The sequence below is a fragment of the Kitasatospora sp. NPDC041917 genome (genome assembly GCF_055589745.1).
The window spans coordinates 44518-62384 of sequence record NZ_JBVJBI010000022.1; the positions used below are offsets into that span (position 1 = coordinate 44518).

At 75.0% G+C, this 17867-nt stretch carries 17 protein-coding genes and 1 tRNA gene; 15 read left to right on the forward strand and 3 right to left on the reverse strand.

From position 1 onward, the window contains the following. Nucleotides 1-26: 26 nt before the first annotated feature. Nucleotides 27-617, reverse strand: a complete 591-nt coding sequence (locus ACZ6EM_RS25140) for a 5-formyltetrahydrofolate cyclo-ligase (RefSeq protein ID WP_401053892.1) — start codon at nt 615-617, stop codon at nt 27-29. Nucleotides 618-680: 63 nt separating this feature from the next. On the opposite strand from ACZ6EM_RS25140, the gene ACZ6EM_RS25145 reads away from it, so the two are divergent. From ACZ6EM_RS25145 to ACZ6EM_RS25190, 10 genes are all read left to right on the forward strand, one after another. Continuing rightward, nucleotides 681-1616 carry a GGDEF domain-containing protein gene (locus ACZ6EM_RS25145; protein WP_465773280.1) on the forward strand — a complete coding sequence of 312 codons (936 nt, stop codon included), beginning with the start codon at nt 681-683 and terminating at the stop codon, nt 1614-1616. A 50-nt stretch (nt 1617-1666) separates the two neighbouring features. After that, complete coding sequence (gene galU / locus ACZ6EM_RS25150; RefSeq protein ID WP_359899794.1) at nt 1667-2587, forward strand: UTP--glucose-1-phosphate uridylyltransferase GalU; 921 nt, start codon at nt 1667-1669, stop codon at nt 2585-2587. 34 nt (nt 2588-2621) lie between these two features. Beyond that, on the forward strand, nt 2622-3959 hold the full coding sequence (gene glp / locus ACZ6EM_RS25155) for a molybdotransferase-like divisome protein Glp (protein WP_465773281.1): 1338 nt from the start codon (nt 2622-2624) through the stop codon (nt 3957-3959). Nucleotides 3960-4086: 127 nt separating this feature from the next. Beyond that, nucleotides 4087-4527: a cyclic pyranopterin monophosphate synthase MoaC gene (gene moaC / locus ACZ6EM_RS25160; RefSeq protein ID WP_380635337.1), complete on the forward strand. Its 441-nt coding sequence runs from the start codon at nt 4087-4089 to the stop codon at nt 4525-4527. Next, nucleotides 4524-5057, forward strand: coding sequence for a MogA/MoaB family molybdenum cofactor biosynthesis protein (locus ACZ6EM_RS25165; protein WP_401055535.1), 534 nt, complete (start codon nt 4524-4526; stop codon nt 5055-5057). The genes moaC and ACZ6EM_RS25165 overlap by 4 nt, the downstream gene beginning before the upstream one ends. Further along, nucleotides 5054-5680, forward strand: a complete 627-nt coding sequence (locus ACZ6EM_RS25170) for a GNAT family N-acetyltransferase (protein ID WP_401055538.1) — start codon at nt 5054-5056, stop codon at nt 5678-5680. Before ACZ6EM_RS25165 ends, ACZ6EM_RS25170 begins: the two co-directional genes overlap by 4 nt. Nucleotides 5681-5830: 150 nt before the next feature. Continuing rightward, nucleotides 5831-6832: a divisome protein SepX/GlpR gene (gene sepX, locus ACZ6EM_RS25175; protein ID WP_359899787.1), complete on the forward strand. Its 1002-nt coding sequence runs from the start codon at nt 5831-5833 to the stop codon at nt 6830-6832. Nucleotides 6833-6913: 81 nt separating this feature from the next. Next, a tRNA-Ala gene (locus ACZ6EM_RS25180) sits at nt 6914-6987 on the forward strand. 350 nt (nt 6988-7337) lie between these two features. Further along, nucleotides 7338-8540: a glycosyltransferase 87 family protein gene (locus ACZ6EM_RS25185; protein ID WP_401054608.1), complete on the forward strand. Its 1203-nt coding sequence runs from the start codon at nt 7338-7340 to the stop codon at nt 8538-8540. Nucleotides 8541-8582: 42 nt separating this feature from the next. After that, nucleotides 8583-10202: a DUF2079 domain-containing protein gene (locus ACZ6EM_RS25190; RefSeq protein WP_401054606.1), complete on the forward strand. Its 1620-nt coding sequence runs from the start codon at nt 8583-8585 to the stop codon at nt 10200-10202. 66 nt (nt 10203-10268) lie between these two features. Here the strand turns inward: ACZ6EM_RS25190 and ACZ6EM_RS25195 are convergent, their stop codons facing one another. Together ACZ6EM_RS25195 and ACZ6EM_RS25200 are read right to left on the reverse strand one after the other, a co-directional pair. Further along, nucleotides 10269-11150 (reverse strand): peptidase, encoded by an 882-nt coding sequence (locus ACZ6EM_RS25195; RefSeq protein ID WP_465773282.1) that lies wholly within the window; start codon nt 11148-11150, stop codon nt 10269-10271. Between the two features lie 2 nt (nt 11151-11152). Beyond that, nucleotides 11153-12481, reverse strand: coding sequence for a VWA domain-containing protein (locus tag ACZ6EM_RS25200; RefSeq protein ID WP_401054999.1), 1329 nt, complete (start codon nt 12479-12481; stop codon nt 11153-11155). A gap of 164 nt (nt 12482-12645) precedes the next feature. On the opposite strand from ACZ6EM_RS25200, the gene ACZ6EM_RS25205 reads away from it, so the two are divergent. From ACZ6EM_RS25205 to ACZ6EM_RS25225, 5 genes are all read left to right on the forward strand, one after another. Then, nucleotides 12646-13497, forward strand: coding sequence for an ATP-binding cassette domain-containing protein (locus tag ACZ6EM_RS25205; protein WP_401054998.1), 852 nt, complete (start codon nt 12646-12648; stop codon nt 13495-13497). Continuing rightward, nucleotides 13494-14180 (forward strand): ABC transporter, encoded by a 687-nt coding sequence (locus ACZ6EM_RS25210; RefSeq protein WP_452177488.1) that lies wholly within the window; start codon nt 13494-13496, stop codon nt 14178-14180. Before ACZ6EM_RS25205 ends, ACZ6EM_RS25210 begins: the two co-directional genes overlap by 4 nt. A gap of 171 nt (nt 14181-14351) precedes the next feature. After that, entirely contained in the window at nt 14352-14855 is a 504-nt protein-coding gene (locus ACZ6EM_RS25215; RefSeq protein ID WP_359899773.1) for a DUF1269 domain-containing protein, read from the forward strand. Between the two features lie 131 nt (nt 14856-14986). Then, complete coding sequence (locus ACZ6EM_RS25220) at nt 14987-16321, forward strand: FtsW/RodA/SpoVE family cell cycle protein (protein WP_465773301.1); 1335 nt, start codon at nt 14987-14989, stop codon at nt 16319-16321. 44 nt (nt 16322-16365) lie between these two features. Then, nucleotides 16366-17826, forward strand: coding sequence for a penicillin-binding transpeptidase domain-containing protein (locus ACZ6EM_RS25225; protein WP_465773302.1), 1461 nt, complete (start codon nt 16366-16368; stop codon nt 17824-17826). Nucleotides 17827-17867 lie beyond the last annotated feature (41 nt).

A 17867-nucleotide genomic window follows, 5' to 3' on the forward strand; every position in this document is an offset into this window, starting at 1 on the left:
CCGAGGGAGCGGGGCCGCCGCCGTTCTCACCCCAGCCTGCGCACCCCCGAGGGCAGCACCGCCAGGTCCACCGGCCGGTCGTGTGGCTCGGCCGGCACCCGCTCCAGCAGCTCGTGCTCGTACAGCAGCACCGCCAGCACCGGCCGCGCGCCCGCCCGCGCCAGCCGGGCCAGCACCCGGTCGTAGCTGCCGCCGCCCCGGCCCAGCCGCAGCCCGGAGCGGTCCACCGCCAGGCCCGGCAGCAGCACCACCGCGGCCCCGGTCACCGCCTGCGGCCCGAGCCGCGGGCCGACCGGCTCCAGCAGCCCGCGTCCGGCCGGGGCCAGTGCGTCGGGCCCCGCGTACTCCGCCCAGTCCAGGTCGTTGTCCGCCAGCAGCACCGGCAGCAGCACCCGCACCCCGCGCGCCCGCAGCGCGTCCAGCAGCGGCCGCGTCCCGGGCTCGGCGCCCACCGAGACGTAGGCGGCCACCGTGGCGCCCGCGGCGGCCAGCTCCCCGGCGTGCGCGGCCAGCGCGCCGGCGGCCGCCGCGCGCTCCTCGGCGGCCAGTTCGCGCCGTTCCGTCAACAGCCGTGTCCTCAGGCCGCTCTTCTCGTTGGGCATCCGATCCTCGTTCATCCGATCCTCCTGGCCTGCGCACCGTCGACGCGCAGAGCCTGACACGCGAAAGGGCACCCCCCATTGACCACCCCGCTGCTGGTCCAGGCCCTGGCCGCACTGAGCGTCCCCGCACTGGCCGGCGCCACCGCCCTCGGACTGCGCGGACGGCGGGAGCGGTCCGGGGCCGCCGCCGGGGCGCAGCGGCTGCGCGGACGGATCGCCGAACTGGAGGAGCGCTGCGCCGAGCTGGAGCGCACCGCCTCCTGCGACCCGCTCACCGGGGTGTGGAACTACCGCCACCTCCAGCTCACCCTGGACCGGGAGATCGAACGGGCCCGCCGCGCCGAGCACACCGAGCAGGCCGACGGCCCGCGCCCGCTCGCCGTGCTGATGCTGGCCATCACCGGCTTCGACGCGGTCGTCGCCGAGCACGGCCGGGGCCGGGCGGGCGCGGTGCTGCGCGACCTCGCCCAGCGGCTCGCGATGGAGATCCGCCGGGCCGACACCCTCGGCCGCTACGGCGGCGAGGAGTTCCTGGTGGTGCTGCCGGACACCGGGGCCGAGGGCGCCGCGCAGGTCGCCGAGCGGCTGGTCTGGTCGGTCCGCCGGCACCTGCTGCTGGACTGGTCCTCCGGCCCGCGCGAGTCCCGCCCCGCCGCCGGCAACGGCCTGACCGCCGCCGCCGGCATCGCCGTGCTGCCCGAGGACGGCACCCACGCGGCCGTCCTGCTGCGCGCCGCCGACGCGGCGCTCGCCGCGGCCCGGGCGGCCGGCGGCGACTGCTGGCGGCTCTCGTCCCGGCCGCCCGGGGAACCCGGCCGCCCGGGAACCGATGGCCCCCGAACCGACCGCTCCGAGCAGGCCGGTTGCCCGTCCGATCACGGAGCGGATGCCGAACGTGACCGTTCGGGAAAGGCGGGTAGTCTGTCGGCCTGTGTCGGCCGGGACCCCCTCGCCCAGCCGGTCGCGACCCATACGCCAGCCACTGTGGCCGGGCCCCGCGACGTGCTGTCCTAGCCGCCGCCTGTGCTCGGCCGGGCGAAAACGTGCCTGAGTAAGGTAAACGCATGACGACGACCAACTCCCGAGTTCCGGTAACCAAGGCCGTGGTACCCGCGGCCGGACTGGGCACCCGCTTCCTCCCGGCGACCAAGGCCACCCCGAAGGAGATGCTCCCGGTCGTCGACAAGCCGGCGATCCAGTACGTCGTGGAGGAGGCCTCCGCCGCGGGCCTGTCCGACATACTGATGGTCACCGGCCGCAACAAGCGCGCCCTGGAGGACCACTTCGACCGCGCCTACGAGCTGGAGGAGCTGCTGGTCCGCAAGGGCGACGAGCAGCGCCTGGCCCGGGTCCGCGAGTCCGTCGAGCTGGCCAACATGCACTACGTCCGCCAGGGCGACCCGAAGGGCCTCGGCCACGCCGTCTCGGTCGCCGAGCAGCACGTCGCCGGCCAGCCCTTCGCCGTCCTGCTCGGCGACGACCTGATCGACCCGCGCGACCCGCTGCTCTCCCGGATGATCGAGGTGCAGCAGCAGCTCGGCGGCTCGGTCGTCGCCCTGATGGAGGTCGACCCCTCCCAGATCCACCTCTACGGCTGCGCCGCCGTCAAGGCGAACGGCTTCGGCGAGGACGTCTTCCAGGTGACCGACCTGGTCGAGAAGCCCGAGCCCGGCGAGGCCCCGTCCGCCTACGCCGTGATCGGCCGCTACGTCCTCGACCCGCTGGTCTTCGACGTGCTGCGGGAGACCCCGCCCGGCCGCGGCGGCGAGATCCAGCTGACCGACGCCCTGCGCGAGCTGACCAACCGCGAGGCCGCGGACGGCGGCCAGGTGCACGGCGTGCTCTTCAAGGGCCGGCGCTACGACACCGGCGACCGCGCCGACTACCTGCGCGCTATCGTCCGTCTGGCCGCCGAACGCGAGGACCTGGGCCCGGAGTTCCGCTCCTGGCTGCGGGAGTTCGTCGGCTCCGAGATGCAGGCCTGACGCAGGACCGACCACGACAGAGAGCGAGCCGCCGATGACCGGGTCCACCGAGCCCAGCACCACGCCCAGCGCCTGCTGCGACGCCGGAGCGGACCCGGCCCCGGCGGCCCCCCGCCTCTGGACGGTGGACGAGCACCTCGCCGACGTGCTGGCCGCGGTCGGCCCGCTGCCCGCGATCGAGCTCCAGCTGCTCGACGCCCAGGGCTGCCGGCTCGACGAGGACGTGATCGCCGACGGCGACCTGCCGCCCTTCGACAACAGCTCGATGGACGGTTACGCGGTCCGCACCGCCGACACCGAGGGCGCCACCGACACCTACCCGTCGGTGCTCTCGGTGGTCGGCGACATCGCGGCCGGCGCCGACGAGCTGCTCAGGGTCGGCCCCGGCCAGGCCGCCCGGATCATGACCGGCGCCCCGCTGCCGCCCGGCGCCCGGGCCGTCGCCCCGGTCGAATGGACCGACGGCGGCACCGGCACCGGGGTGCCCGCCGCCGCGATGACCGCGCCGGTCCCGGACGAGGAGGTCCGGGTCCTGCGCCCGGTCGCCGAGGGCGCGCACATCCGCCGCCGCGGCAGCGACGTCACGGCCGGCACCCGGGTGCTGGAGGCCGGCACCCGGCTCGGTCCCGCCCAGCTCGGCCTGCTCGCCGCGATCGGCCGGCCCACCGTGAAGGTCCGCCCGCGGCCCCGGGTCGTGGTGCTGTCCACCGGCAGCGAGCTGGTCCAGCCCGGCGAGCCGGTCGGCCCCGGGCAGATCGCCGACTCCAACAGCTTCACCCTCACCGCGGCCGCCCAGGAGGCCGGCGCCATCGCCTACCGGGTCGGCGCCGTCCCGGACGAGGCCGAGCGGCTGCGCACCGTCCTGGAGGACCAGCTCGGCCGGGCCGACCTGATCGTCACCAGCGGCGGGGTCAGCGTCGGCGCGTACGACGTGGTCAAGGAGGTCTTCGAGTCCTACGGGGGCGTCGACTTCCGGCGCCTGCGGATGCAGCCCGGCAAGCCGCAGGGCTTCGGCCGGATCGGCGGCGCGGCCGGGGTGCCGCTGCTTGCCCTGCCCGGCAACCCGGTGAGCGCCTACATCTCCTTCGAGCTCTTCGTCCGTCCGGTCATCCGCACCATGCTCGGCGCCGCGGAGGTGCACCGCCCGGTCGTCCGCGCGCTCTGCCCGGCGGCGCTGCGCTCCCCGGCCGGCCGCCGGCAGTTCCTGCGCGGCCGCTACTCGGCGGCGGACGGCACGGTGGAGCCGGTGGGCGGCGCCGGGTCGCACCTGGTCGGCGCGCTGGCCCGGGCGAACTGCCTGATCACCGTCCCCGAGGACACCACCGCGCTGCCGGCCGGCAGCGCGGTGGACGTGGTGTTGCTGGACTCCTGATCGGCTCCCCGGACCGGGGAACGGTACGGTAGCGCGGTATTCGACCTGCGCGCCCCTGGAGTTCCCCGTGACGACACCTCCCCCCGGCGACCGCCTCACCCACGTCGACGACCAGGGCGCCGCCCGGATGGTCGACGTCTCCGAGAAGGCCACCACCGCGCGCACCGCGGTGGCGGCCGGCCGGGTGCGGGTCTCCCCGCAGGTGGTCGAGCTGCTGCGCGGCGAGGGCGTGCCCAAGGGCGACGCCCTCGCGGTGGCCCGGATCGCCGGGATCATGGGCGCCAAGAAGACCCCGGACCTGATCCCGCTCTGCCACCCGATCGCGGTCTCCGGCGTCAAGGTCGACCTCGCCGTCGCGGACGACGCGGTCGAGATCACCGCCACCGTGCGGACCGCCGACCGCACCGGCGTCGAGATGGAGGCGCTGACCGCCGTCGCGGTGGCCGGGCTGACCGTCGTCGACATGGTCAAGGCGGTGGACAAGGGTGCCACGATCGAGTCCGTCCGGGTGCTGAGCAAGACCGGCGGCAAGAGCGGCGACTGGTTCGCGCCGGAGGTGGACGCGTGACGGCGCCGGCCGGCGCGGTGCCCGCCGGGAGGGCGCTGGCCGTCACGGTGTCCAACCGGGCCTCGGCCGGGGTCTACGCGGACCGGGGCGGCCCGCTGCTGGTGGCCGGCCTGACCGCGATGGGCTTCACCGCCGACGGCCCCCGGGTCGTCCCGGACGGCGAGCCGGTGGAGGCCGTGCTGCGCGAGGCCGTCGCGGCCGGTTACGACGTGGTGCTGACCACCGGCGGCACCGGCATCTCGCCGATGGACCTCACCCCCGAGATGACCGCCCGGGTGATCGACCGGGTGGTCCCCGGCATCGCCGAGGCCATCCGTGCGTACGGCCGGGAGAAGGTGCCGACCTCGGCGCTCTCCCGCGGGCTCGCCGGGCTCGCCGGACGTACCCTGATCGTCAACCTGCCGGGCTCGACCGGCGGCGTCAGGGACGGCCTGGCCGTCCTGGAGCCGCTGCTCGCCCACGCCGTCGACCAGCTCGGGGGCGGGGACCATCCCCGGCCCGACGCCCCAGCGACCGGGAGAACCCACTGAACGCCGGCTGGCCGGTAGAACTCCACGAGGGGGACGTCGTGCTGCGCCCCATCCGGGCGCGCGACCAGCGCGAGTGGCAGGAGGTGAGCCGCCGCAACCGGGACTGGCTGCGCCGCTGGGAGGCCACCGTGCCGCCCGGCCCGGCGGGTCGGGTGAGCGGCCCCCGGCCGACGTACCGGCAGATGGTCCGCTTCCTGCGCGGCGAGGCCTCGGCCGGCCGGATGCTGCCCTTCGTCGTGCTCCACAAGGGCCGCCTGGTCGGCCAGTTGACCGTCGGCGGGATCACCTGGGGCTCGATGTGCTCGGCGAACATCGGGTACTGGGTGGACGAGGGCGTGGCCGGCCGCGGCATCATCCCGACCGCCGTGGCGCTTTCGGTGAACCACTGCTTCCGCACGCTCGGACTGCACCGGATCGAGGTCTGCATCCGCCCGGAGAACGGCCCGAGCCGGCGTGTGGTGGAAAAGCTGGGCTTCCGCTCGGAGGGAATCCGGCCGCGCTATCTCCACATCGACGGCGACTGGCGCGACCACCTCGTCTACGCGCTGACCGACGAGGAGGTCCCGGAGGGGATGCTGGAGCGCTGGCGGGCGCTCAGTTCCGGGCGCGAGCGCAGTAATTGAATACATGTTCGAAAGAAATATCGATATGGCATCGAAGGGGCACCGGACCCCCACAAATAGCGGCAAAATAGTCGGAGAATCAGCTTGATCACACGACACGCCGCGCCAAATTGCTGCCAGGCCTTCCCCGGCGCCCGTACGGTGTGAATCGTGAGCAGTAGCGGCCTTATCTACGCCGTCATCGTAGGGGCCTGGGCCGCCTATCTGGTGCCGATGTGGCTCCGCAGGCAGGACGAACTCAACGAGGCGCGCCCGACGGAACGCTTCAGCACCGCCATCCGCCTGCTGGCCGGGCGTTCGGGGCTGGAACGGCGGGCGGCCCGGGCCCTGGGCGACGAACCGCGTGACGGCGAACAGAGCGACGACGGTCCTCCCGAACGGGACGGGACCTCCTCCGGCGACCCCGCGCGGGAGCCCGAACCCCCGGTGCGGCGCCCGGCCGAACGGCCGGCCCCCGAGCCGCGGGCCGGCACCGAACGCCGGGCGCGGCTGCTGGCCCGCCGGCGCCGGATGGTCACCGCCCTCTTCTTCTCCTTCGCGCTCGGCGCGGTGGTCGCCGCGGTGGCCGGACTGGCCTTCCTCTGGGTCCCGGCGGTCCCGGCGGTCCTCCTCACCGTGTACATCGGCCACCTGCGCAAGCTGGAGCGCCAGCGGTACGAGGTGAAGCTCGACCGGGTCCGGGCCGCCCAGGCGGCCGAGCGGCTGCGCAAGCGCGAGCAGCAGCGCGCCGAGGCCGCGGCGCCCGGCGCCGCCCCGGCCGAGGCCCCCGCCGCCGCGGAGCCCGCCCCGGCCGCGCCCGCCGGAGGGCGAGCCGCGCGCCGGCCGCACCTGCGGCTGGCGGCCGACCCGGAGCAGGCCACCGTCTCGGTGTCCTCCGCCTCCGCGGTGGCCGAGGCGACCGAGCACGAGGAGTGGGTCGACGGCATGCGCGAGCGCGGAGCGGCCGGCCCGGACTCCTGGGAGCCGGTGCCCGTCCCACTGCCCACCTACGTGACCGCCCCGGTCGCCCCCCGGGTCTCCCGCGGCCTCGACCTGTCGGCCCCCGGCACCTGGACCGCCGGGCGCCCCGCCGAGTCCCGCAAGACCCCGCTGTTCGACCAGTACGCCGAGCCGCACGCCCCCGAGTCGCGCCCGCGCGCGGCCAACGAATAGCCCGGGCCGCCCCCCGACCGGCACCGCGACCCGGGGGTGGTCACGGACCCCCTCCGAAAGGTGCTAGAGTTTCTTCTCGTTGGGGCTGTGGCGCAGTCCGGTAGCGCACCTCGTTCGCATCGAGGGGGTCAGGGGTTCGAATCCCCTCAGCTCCACCCAACGGACCGGCTCAGGCCGGTCGACGAAATCCCGCCGGGAGGCAACTCCCGGCGGGATTTCGCGTTTTGGACTCCAGGTCCGGGGCCGCCGCCGCCCGGAGTCCGCTGTGGGGGAGATCACATCACCCTTCCGGGCCGGTTTCTGACGCGGTTTGGGGCTCGGAGGGGTCGGTTATGGTGGGTGGGCCCAGACGCTGACGAGGGAACGATCTGGTCTATCTCAACGGGGTGCCATCGCGGTGCGCGAGTTCGGTCTGAAACGGTGGGTGCGGCGGTCGGGTCCGGAGAATCCCGGAGGCGCAGCGGAAACCGGAAGACCGAATTCCTGGACCCTCCCGGCGGTCTGCGTGGCGGCGGTGTCACTGGCGGTGTTCGCCTGGTTCCGGCACAGCCACGGGGCCACCATGGTCGACATGCTGGTCTACCGGGCCGAGGGCCAGGCCGTCGTCCGCGGCGAGGACCTCTACGCGATGCGGCTGCCCGGCTGGGACCTGCCGGCCACCTACCCGCCGTTCGCGGCGATGCTCTTCGTGCCGAGCACCTGGTTCGACGTGAGCACCCTGCGCGTCCTGGTGATGCTCCTCAACTACGCGCTGCTCGCCGCGGCCGTGCACCTGTCGCTCAAGCTGGCCGGCTGGCCGAAGCAGCACCGGGCGGCCGTGGTGATCCTGGCGACCGGCCTGGGCATCTGGCTGGAGCCGGTCTTCACCACCTTCCAGTACGGGCAGGTCAACCTCGGCATCCTCTGCCTGGTCCTGTGGGACCTGACCCGCCCGGACCGCCACCGCCTCAAGGGCGTGGGCATCGGCCTGGCCACCGCCATCAAGATCACCCCGGGCCTGTTCGCCGTCTACCTGTTCCTGACCGGCCGGGTCCGGGCCGCCCTGGTCTCGGCCGGCACCTTCCTGGCGGCGGGCCTGATCGGCTGGGCCGTGCTGCCCGACGCCTCGTACGGGTTCTGGACCACCTACCTCTGGGACCCGAGCCGGGTCGGCGTGACCGTCCTGGTGGACAACCAGTCGCTGCGCGGCGCCGTCTGCCGGCTGCTGGACGTCAACGACCCGGGCCTGGTCGGGCTGATCGCCTCGGCGCTGGTCGCGACCTTCGGGCTCGGCGTGGCGGTGCTGGCCGGGCGCTCCGCGCGGGTGCTGCGCCGGGCCGACGCCTGGGGCGCGGTCTGCGCCGCGCTCACCGCGCTGCTGGTCTCGCCGATCAGCTGGACCCACCACTGGGTCTGGTGCATCCCGCTCCTCGCCCTGCTGGCGGTGGAGGCCAGGACCACGGCCCGGAGGGTGCTGTTCGGCCTGACCCTGCTGGTCTTCCTCTCGCACGTGATGTGGACGGTGCCGCACCGCTGGGGCCGCGGGGTCGCCTGGTACTGGCAGCTGCCCGGCGCGATCTACCCGCCGATCGCCATCGCCGTCCTGGTCGTCCTGGGCGTGCGGCTGTACCGCGCCCGGCGGCAGGCCGTGGAGGCCGCCGGCGGAGGGGTCCGGGCCCTGCTGGCCGCCAGGCTGGACCGCGATCCCGCACTGACGAACCGGACCTGACGGCCGGACCCACGGACCCAGACCGGACGGATCGGACCTGACGTGACCACCCAGACCGCACCCCCGCCGCCGGCCGCCGCCGTGCCCGCCGCCCGCCGGCTGGCCGAGGCCGTCCTGCTCGGCCCGGCCCGGCGCACCCTGCTGCTCACCGCGCTCTGCTTCGCGGTGACCTGCGCCATCGGCCTGCAGGGCTGGACGTCCGTGTCGCTCGGCGGCTTCGACCTCGGCATCTTCGACCAGGGCGTGCGCGGCTACGCCCACTTCGGGCTGCCCGTCTCGACGCTGAAGAGCTTCCACCACGAGTTCCCGCCCGGCTTCTCGCTGCTCGGCGACCACTTCTCGCCGGTGCTGGCACTGCTCGCGCCGCTGTACTGGATCTGGGACGACCCGCGCTCGCTGATCATCGGGCAGTCGCTGCTGTTCGCGGCCGGGGTGCCGCTGATCCGGCGGATCGCCGGGTACGCCTTCGCCGCCGCCGAGCCGCGCACCGCCCGCCGGGCCGCCGACCTGGCCGGCCTGGCTTACGGCCTCGGCTGGCCGCTGCTGGTCGCCGCCCGGGTGGGCTTCCACGAGGTCGCCTTCGCGGTGCCGCTGACCCTGCTGATGCTGGAGCGCGGGCTGGCCCGCCGGTACGGCACGGTGGTGCTCGCCGCCGTACTGCTGTGCTGCACCAAGGAGGACCTCGGCCTGATGGTCGGGGCGTACGGGCTGGTGCTGCTGCTGCGCACCCGCCGTACGGAGGACCGGGCGGGCCGCTTCACCGGCCTGGGGCTGCTGCTGGGCGGGCCGGTCGCCTCGGCCGTCGCCATCACCTGGCTGATCCCGGCGATGGGCGGGCAGCCGGGCTACTACTGGAACTACGGCTCGCTCGGCACGGACGGCGGGGACGCGCTGCGCAACCTGCTGCACGACCCGTTCCTGCTGGTGCAGGCCGCCTTCGACCAGCCGCTCAAGCCGCTGCTGCTGCTGTGGCTGTTCGGCACCACGCTGCTGCTGCCGCTGCGCTCGGCCACCGTGCTGTGCGCGCTGCCGCTGCTGGCCGAGCGGATCCTGTCCAGCAACCCCAACCACTGGTCGATCGCCCGGCACTACGACTCGCTGCTGTGGCCGATCCTGCTCACCGCCGCGATCGAGGTGCTGGGCCGGCTGAGCGCCGCCGGGCGGCCGGAGCGGAGCGTGCGGCGGGCCCGCCGGCTCGGCCTCGGCGCGGCCGGGATCGCGCTGGTCGCCGCGGTGCCGATCGGGCTGCTGCCGCTGGCCGTACCGTCGTCCTGGGCGCCGAAGACGAGCGAGGCGGCGCTGGTGCGGGCGGCCGCGCTGATCCCGGACGGGGCGTCCGTCGAGGCGGACAACCAGATCGCGCCGCGGCTGACCGCCCGGGCGGACGTGGTGCTGGTCGACGGCACGCCGCGCGGGCGCGAGTACGTGCTCACCCGGGGCGACAAGCGGTCCTTCCCGTTCAAGACGGACAAGGAGCAGGCCGAGCGGATCCGGCTGCTGCTGGCGCACGGCTACCGGCAGCTGTGGGCCGAGGACGGGGTGGTGCTGCTGCACCGGGAGGGCGACGAGCCGATCCCCGGCGAGCACGTGCCGGGGCCGGGCAGCGAGCCGGTCCAGGACGAGGTCCCGTCCGACGTGGGGCACAACCTCTTCCGCGGCTGACGGCCGCCGCCCGAACACGCCGCGGGGCCGGCCGGAACGACGTCCGGCCGGCCCCGCGGGGGTGCCTCAGGGGCGGTCGGAGCCGTGGTAGCTGCCGCTCTGGTGGGAGCCCTGGGCCGGGACGGCGCCGTAGTGGCCGGGCCGGTGGCCGCGCGGGTGCCGGGTCAGCTTGTAGCCGAGGACGCCGGCCAGCGCGGCCAGGAAGCCGCCGGCGATCGTCCAGTACCAGCGGCTGTTCCAGCCGGAGAACCAGCCGGTGTACCAGTGCTCCTCCTGGGCGACCGGGGCGGCCGCCTTGGCCGTGCTCGCGCCGCCGCCGACCGGCGGGACCAGCGGGGCCTTCAGCTCGCCGCCCTCCGGCTGGGCGTTGTCGGCGTCGCCCTTGGCGGCGACGTGCAGCTGGACCGAGGAGGCCAGGCCGAGGTCCGGCTGCGGGACGTCGCTGACCGACAGCCGCACGTAGTAGGTGCCGGGCAGCGGGTCGCCGGACCACGGCTCGGCCCAGGTGCGGACCTCGCGCAGGGTGCAGTTCAGCGCCAGGGCGGCCGTGCTCTGCTCGGCGGTGGCGTTCTGGGTGCCGGCGGTGCACGACTGGCGCCGGCGCAGCCCGTCGAAGACCTCGACGGACCAGGTCTGCGGGCCGTGCCGGTCGGCCGTGGGGGCCAGGTTGACGGTCAGGTCGACCGTCGGGGTCTGGCCCTCGGAGGCGCCGAACGCCCAGTACAGGTAGTCACCGGTGGAGACGGAGACGTTGGCGTCCTGGCCGGGGGAGAGGTTGACCGCGGTCAGGAACGAGGTGCCGGCCTTGGTCGCCGGGGCGGGGGTGCCGTTCGCACTCGCCGAGGGGGACGGCGAGGCGGCCGAGGCCGCCGGGGCACCCAGGGCGCTCAGGGCCAGGGCGGGCAGCAGGGCGAGGGCGGCGAGGGCGCCGCGAATCGTCGTACGCATGGTCAGTTCTCCCGCCAGACGGCGATCCGCCAGCGCGCGATCCAGCCGAAGACCAGACCGAAGGCCAGGCCGGCCAGGGTGAGGGTGAGCAGCAGGATCCAGCCGCGGCCGAGGCCCATCGCGGCGCCCTCCGGGGCGGGCGAGGCGGAGGCCAGGTCGACGGTCAGCTCCAGCGGCATGCCGGGGTCGGCCAGGACGCCGTTCTGCGGGGCCAGCGCGTTGCTGACGACCAGGCAGACGGTGGTCTCCGGCTTCTCCTTGGAGCCCTTCGAGGCGGTGGGGCTCGCGGTGACGTAGCCCTTGGAGTCGTCGGTGGACCAGCGCAGGCCGGTGGAGACCACGTCGGTGCGGCCGCTGCCGGCGTCGGTGCCGCGGACCAGCTCCTGGCCGGTCGCGCTGGTGGCCTGGAGCAGCACCCCGTAGTCCCGGGCGACCGGGCGGTCGAGGGCGACGCTGACCGAGGCGCGCAGTTCCTGGCCGGACTTGACCGGGACCTTGTAGACGCGGTGCTCGGAGAACTTCTCGCGGTCGGTGTAGACGCCCGGGGCGAGCACGGGCGCGCTCTCGCACTTGTCGGTGCCGGCGGTCTTGACCGGGGCCACCGTGTAGGTGTCGTTGGAGCGGTCGACCAGCTGCTTCACCTTGTCGGTGAGCTGCTCCTGGGTGCGGACGTCGGTGTAGGTGCCGCCGGTCGCGTTGGCGATGCAGAGCAGCTGCTGGCGGGTCTTGTCGTCGTGGGCCAGGCCCAGGGTGTCGACCACCAGGTGGATGCCCTGGGAGGCGAGCTCGCGGGCGACGTCGCACGGGTCGGGCGGGGTGCAGGTGTCCTCGCCGTCGGTGATCAGCACCACGCGGCGGGTGGTCTCGCCCTTGCCGAGGTCCTGGGCGGCGCCGCGCAGGGCCAGACCGATCGGGGTCCAGCCGGTGGGCCGCAGGGTGGCGACGGCGGTCTTGGCCTCGACCTTGTTGGTCCTGCCGACCGGGAAGAGCTGCCTGGTGTCCAGGCAGCCCTGGGCCTTGTCGTTGCCGGGGTAGTTCGCGCCCAGGGTGCGGATGCCGAACTCGGTCTCCGAGGGCAGTGCGTCGATCACCTCGTTCAGCGACTGCTGGGCCACCGAGATGCGGCTCTTGCCCTGGATGTCCGTGGCGGTCATGGAGCCGCTGACGTCCAGGACGAGGTCGACCCGGGGGGCCTCCTTGGATGCGGGGGCGGCCCCGGCTGATGGTTCGTCGGCGTGGGCGGGCAGGCCGAGGAGCAGCGAGGCGCCTGTTATCGCCAGGGCCGCCAGCAGGCTGCCGAGCCTGGTCTGTGGTCGTCGTCCGGTAGTCACCCGGCCGATCCTAGGGATCATCAGTTCATCGTGGCGAAACGAGTCCGGATCGTGCCTCAACCAGCTCCGGCGCGAACTCCGGCGCATCGGTGCGCAATTCGCTGACGCCGGGCTTACGCGTCGTGGATAGCCTTCCGTACGCATCGGACGGCGGAGGGGGCGCGATGGAGCTGGCGGCGGTCGGCAAGCGGTACGGGCGGCGGGGGCGGTGGATCCTGCGCGGGGTGGACCTGGCGGTCGGGCCGGGGGAGTTGGTGCGGATCGCCGGGCGCAACGGGAGCGGCAAGTCGACGCTGCTGCGGCTGGTCGCCGGGATCGAGCGGCCGAGCACGGGGCGGGTGGTGCGGCCCGGCCCGGCGGCGTACGTGCCCGAGCGCTTCCCGCCGGCGCTGCCCTTCGACGCCTCCTCCTACCTGCTGAGGGTGGGCCGGGTGCACGGGCTGTCGGCGGAGCGGGCGCGGCGGCGGGCGGGGGAGTGGCTGGACCGGTTCGGCGTCGCGGACCGGGCGGGCACGCCGCTGAGCCGGCTGTCGAAGGGCACCTGCCAGAAGGTCGCGGTCGCCCAGGCGCTGCTCCCCGAGGCACGGGTGCTGCTGCTGGACGAGGCCTGGACCGGGCTGGACCCGCAGGCGCGGGCGGTGCTGGACGAGGCGGCCGCCGAGCGGGCGGCGGCGGGCGGCACGGTGCTGTTCGTCGACCACGACCCGGCCCGGCTGGCCGGGCTGACCAGCGCCGCCTACGGGGTCGGCACGGACGGCGTGCTGCGGCCCGTCGAGGACGGTCCCCAGGAGCCGCCGCGGGACGGGCCGGTGATGGAGGTCGAGGTGGACGTCCCGGACGGCGCCCCGCTTCCTCCGCTGCTGCCGGGGGCGCCGGAGGTCACCGCGCTGGCCGGGACGGCGGTGCGGCTGGCGGTGCCGGCCGCGCACTCGGACGCGCTGCTGCGCCGGCTGCTGCTGGGCCGCCCGGCCGTGCGGGTGCTGGCGGTGCGGCGACGCGAGGAGGGGCAGCGGTGACGGCGCGGATCGGGGCGCTGACCCGCTACCACCTGGAGCTGCTGCTGCGCTCGCACGCCTGGTTGCCGCCGTTCCTGGCGTACGCGCTGCTGCTGGTGGTCGGGGTGGCGGCGGGCGATCCGCTGCTGGGCGGCCTCGGCTTCGGCGCGGGGGTGCTGCTGCCGGTGAGCGCCTGGTACGTGCGCAGCGTGCTGAGCGCGGAGCCGCCGGCCTCGCGGGCCTGCCTGGTGGCGGCGGCGGGCCCGGTCCGGGTCCAGCTGGGGGCGCTGCTGGCGGCGCTGACGGTGTCGCTGGTGCTGGCGGCCGGCCAGGTGGCGGCGGTCTGGTGGACCAGTGGGCCGGTGGCCGACCCGGGGGCGCGGCAGGAGCCGGGGGCCGGGGCGGCGGTGGCGGCCGGTCTTGCGGCCTCGGTGGTCAGCGCGCTGCTGGGGGTGCTGGCCGGGGCGCTGGCGAACCGTCCGGTGCTGCTCCGCCCGCAGTACGGCATCCCGACGGCGCTGGGGCTGGCCACGCTGCTGCTGGTGGTGCCGGTCTCGCCCGCCAACACGGCGGTGCGCGGTCTGGTGTCGGCGGCCCGGACCGGACGGATCGAGGTGCCGTGGGCGAGCCTGTCGGCCGCCGTCGTCCTGCTGGCCGCGGTGGGGGCGGGGGTGGCGGCGCTGGCCGGGCGGCGGCCGGAGTGACGGCCCCGGGACGGACCGGCGGGCCCGGGCGATTCCGCGAATGGCGGACACACCGCAGCGAATAGTCCTACATATGGAGAACCCTCGCTAGGGTGCGGAATCGGGACACGGTGCCACCGCGGTGGCACCGGGACCCGGCCGGCCTGTTCGACACCCTGGAAGGACCCCGCAGTGAGCAACCTCTTCGCGATCGCCTACCCGGACCTCGCCACCGCCCAGGCGGTGCGCGACGAGGCGATCGGGCTCCAGAAGCAGAAGCTGATCGAGCTGGAGGACGCGGTCGTCGTCGAGCGTCGCGCGGACGGCAGGATCAAGCTGCACCAGCAGGTCAGCACGACCGGGGCGGGCGCCGCGAGCGGCGCGCTCTGGGGCGGGGTCATCGGTCTGCTGTTCTTCATGCCCCTGGTGGGCGCGGCGGTCGGCGGTGCGACGGGGGCGGCGGTCGGCGCCTCCACCGACATCGGGGTGGACGACGACTTCATGCGCCAGGTCGGCGAGCACCTCCAGCCCGGCACCGCCGCGGTCTTCCTGCTGGTGCGCAAGGCGACCGCCGACAAGGTCGTCCCGGCGCTGGCCCGGTTCGGCGGCCGGATCATCCAGACCTCGCTCTCGGCCGAGGCCGAGGCCGAGCTGAAGGCGACCGTTGAGGCCTCCCGGGCCCAGGCCGCCGTCTGACCCTCCGCCCGACCGCCGCTCCCGTCGGGGCGGACCGGCCCCGACGCCGGTCCGCCCCGATCGGCATCCCCCGGCCGGCGGCACCGGGCCCTTCCCGATCCCCAGGACGGTCCGTGGCGACACCCTCCGCCGTGTCGAGATCCGCCGCCGGGCCGAGCCGGCCGGTGCCGACCGGACGCACCACCGAGCTCGTCCTGGTGGTCGGCGCCGTCCTGATCGCCGTGTTCGGCTACGTCGAGGTCGGCGTCGACCTGGACGGCCACGTCCCGGCCGACGCGGCCGAGTACGGTGCCGCGCTCGGCGTGCTCGCCCTGGCGGCCCACGCCGTGGTCCGGTGGCGGGCCCGGTACGCGGACCCGCTGCTGCTGCCGATCGCGGTGCTGCTGAACGGGATCGGGCTGGTGGTGATCCACCGGCTCGACCGGGCCACCCCGGGACGCGCCGCCGCCCCCACCCAGCTGCTCTGGTCGGCCCTGGGGGTGGCGCTGTTCATCGCCGTGGTGCTGCTGGTGCGCGATCACCGGCGGCTGCAGCGCTACGCCTACATCGGGGCGCTGGTGGCCCTGGTCCTGCTGGTGCTGCCGATCTTCTTCCCGCCGGTGTACGGCTCCCGGATCTGGATCGTGATCGGGCCGTTCTCCTTCCAGCCCGGGGAGTTCGCCAAGATCCTGCTGGCGGTCTTCTTCGCCGCCTACCTGGCGGCGCACCGGGACGCGCTGGCGCTCACCGGCCGCCGGATCCGGCGCCTGCAGCTGCCGCCGGGGCGGGTGCTCGGGCCGGTGCTGCTGATCTGGGCGGCGTTCGTCGGCGTCCTGGTGCTGGAGACCGACCTCGGCACCTCGTTGCTGTTCTTCGGCCTGTTCGTGGTGATGCTCTACGTGGCCACCGCGCGCACCGGCTGGATCGCCATCGGCCTGGGCCTGGCCGCGGTCGGGGCGGTGACGGTGGGATGGCTGTCGCCGCACGTGCACAGCCGGGTCACGGACTGGCTGGACCCGCTGGGCTCGATCGAGGCGGGCCGGGGCGCCAACCAGATCGCCCAGTCGCTGTTCGCCTTCGCCTGGGGCGGTGAGCTGGGCACCGGGCTCGGCAACGGGCACTCGGTGCTGATCGGGTTCGCCGCCAAGTCGGACTTCATCCTCGCCACCATCGGCGAGGAGCTCGGGCTGACCGGGCTGATCGCGGTGTTCCTGCTGTACGCGGTGCTGGTCTCGCGGGGCTTCCGGACCGGCATCGCGCTGCGCGACCCGTTCGGGCGGCTGCTGGCGATCGGGCTGGCCGCGATCGTCGGCCTCCAGGTGTTCGTGGTGGCGGGCGGGGTGCTCGCGCTGATCCCGCTGACCGGGATGACCATGCCGTTCATCGCCCAGGGGGGTTCCTCCGTGGTCACCAACTGGATCATCGTCGCGCTGCTCGTGCGGATGAGTGACATCGCGCGCGGGCCCGGGCCCCAGGAGGTCCGGTGACCCGCGTCCGACCCCGGGGCGACGGCCCGCAGGGGCTGCCGGGCATCTCGGTCACCGGGCGCCGGGCGGGCACCTTCTGCCTGCTGCTGGTCGCGGCGCTGTGCGCCCAGGCCACCCGGGTGCAGGTGTTCCAGGCGAAGGACCTCGACCGCAACAGCGCCAACCAGCGGCTCACCATCGAGCGGTACGCCCGGCCGCGCGGCGACATCCTGGTCGGCGCGGACCCGGTGACCGGCTCCGTACCGACCGGCGGCCGGTACGCGTACCGGCGCAGCTACACCGACGGCCCGACCTACGCGGCCGTCACCGGCTTCGCCTCGCAGGCGTACGGCACCACCCAGCTGGAGGGGACCGAGGACGAGCTGCTGACCGGCACCGACGGCCGGCTGGCGGGCTGGTCGCTCCGGGACGCCGTGGCCCGGCGGCAGAACCCCGGCGGGGACGTCCGCACCACGCTGAACCGGGCCGCCCAGCAGGCCGCGATGCGCGGGCTCGGCGACCAGAAGGGCGCGGTCGCCGCGATCGAGCCGGCCACCGGGCGGATCCTGGCGCTGGCCAGCACGCCCTCCTACGACCCGGGCGCCTTCGCCGGGCACGGTGCCGACGACCAGGAGGCCTGGAACCGCCTGCAGGCCGACGCCGACGAGCCGATGCTCAACCGGGCGCTGCGCCAGACGTACCCGCCGGGCTCGACCTTCAAGGTGGTCACCGCCGCGGCCGCGCTGGCCGACGGGGTGGTCACCGACCCGGACGCGCCGACCGGGGCGCCCTTCCCGTACGTGCTGCCCGGCACGACCACGCCGCTGGTCAACGACACCCCGGTCTGCGACCGGCCGGGCCTGTCGCTGGCCGCCGCGATGACCGCCAGCTGCAACGGCGTGCTCGGCTACCTGGGGGTGCGGACCGGGCTGGACCGGATGGCCGGGATGGCCGCGAACTTCGGCTTCAACGACCCGGAGCTGGACGTCCCGGTGCGCGCGGCCCGGTCGAACTTCGACACCCGGATGGACGAGTCGCAGCTGGCGCTCTCCTCGATCGGGCAGTTCGACACGGCGGCCACCCCGCTGACGATGGCGATGGTCGCGGCGGGGGTCGCCAACGACGGGACGGTGATGCGGCCACAGCTTGTGGACAGGCTGACCAGGAGCGACGGCACCACGGTGCGGCTGATGCGGCCGTCCGTGTACAAGCGGGCGATGACCCCGGCGGTGGCCGCGCAGGTGCGCGGGCTGATGACGGACGTGGTGGAGAACGGCACCGGCGGCAACGCCCGGATCGCCGGGGCGGTGGTCGGCGGCAAGACCGGGACGGCCCAGCACGGGGTGGACAACAGCGGGACGCCGTACGCCTGGTTCATCGCCTGGGCCGGGCCGGCCGGCTCGGACGCGGTGCCGCCGGTGGCGGTGGCCGTGGTGGTCGCGGACAGCGGGGCCACCGATGTCACGGGTGGTGCCCTGGCCGCGCCGATCGCCCGGTCGGTGATGCGGGCGGTGCTCGGCGGGTGATCACCGCAGGGCGCCGGCCTGCTGCTTTAATCGCCGGGAGG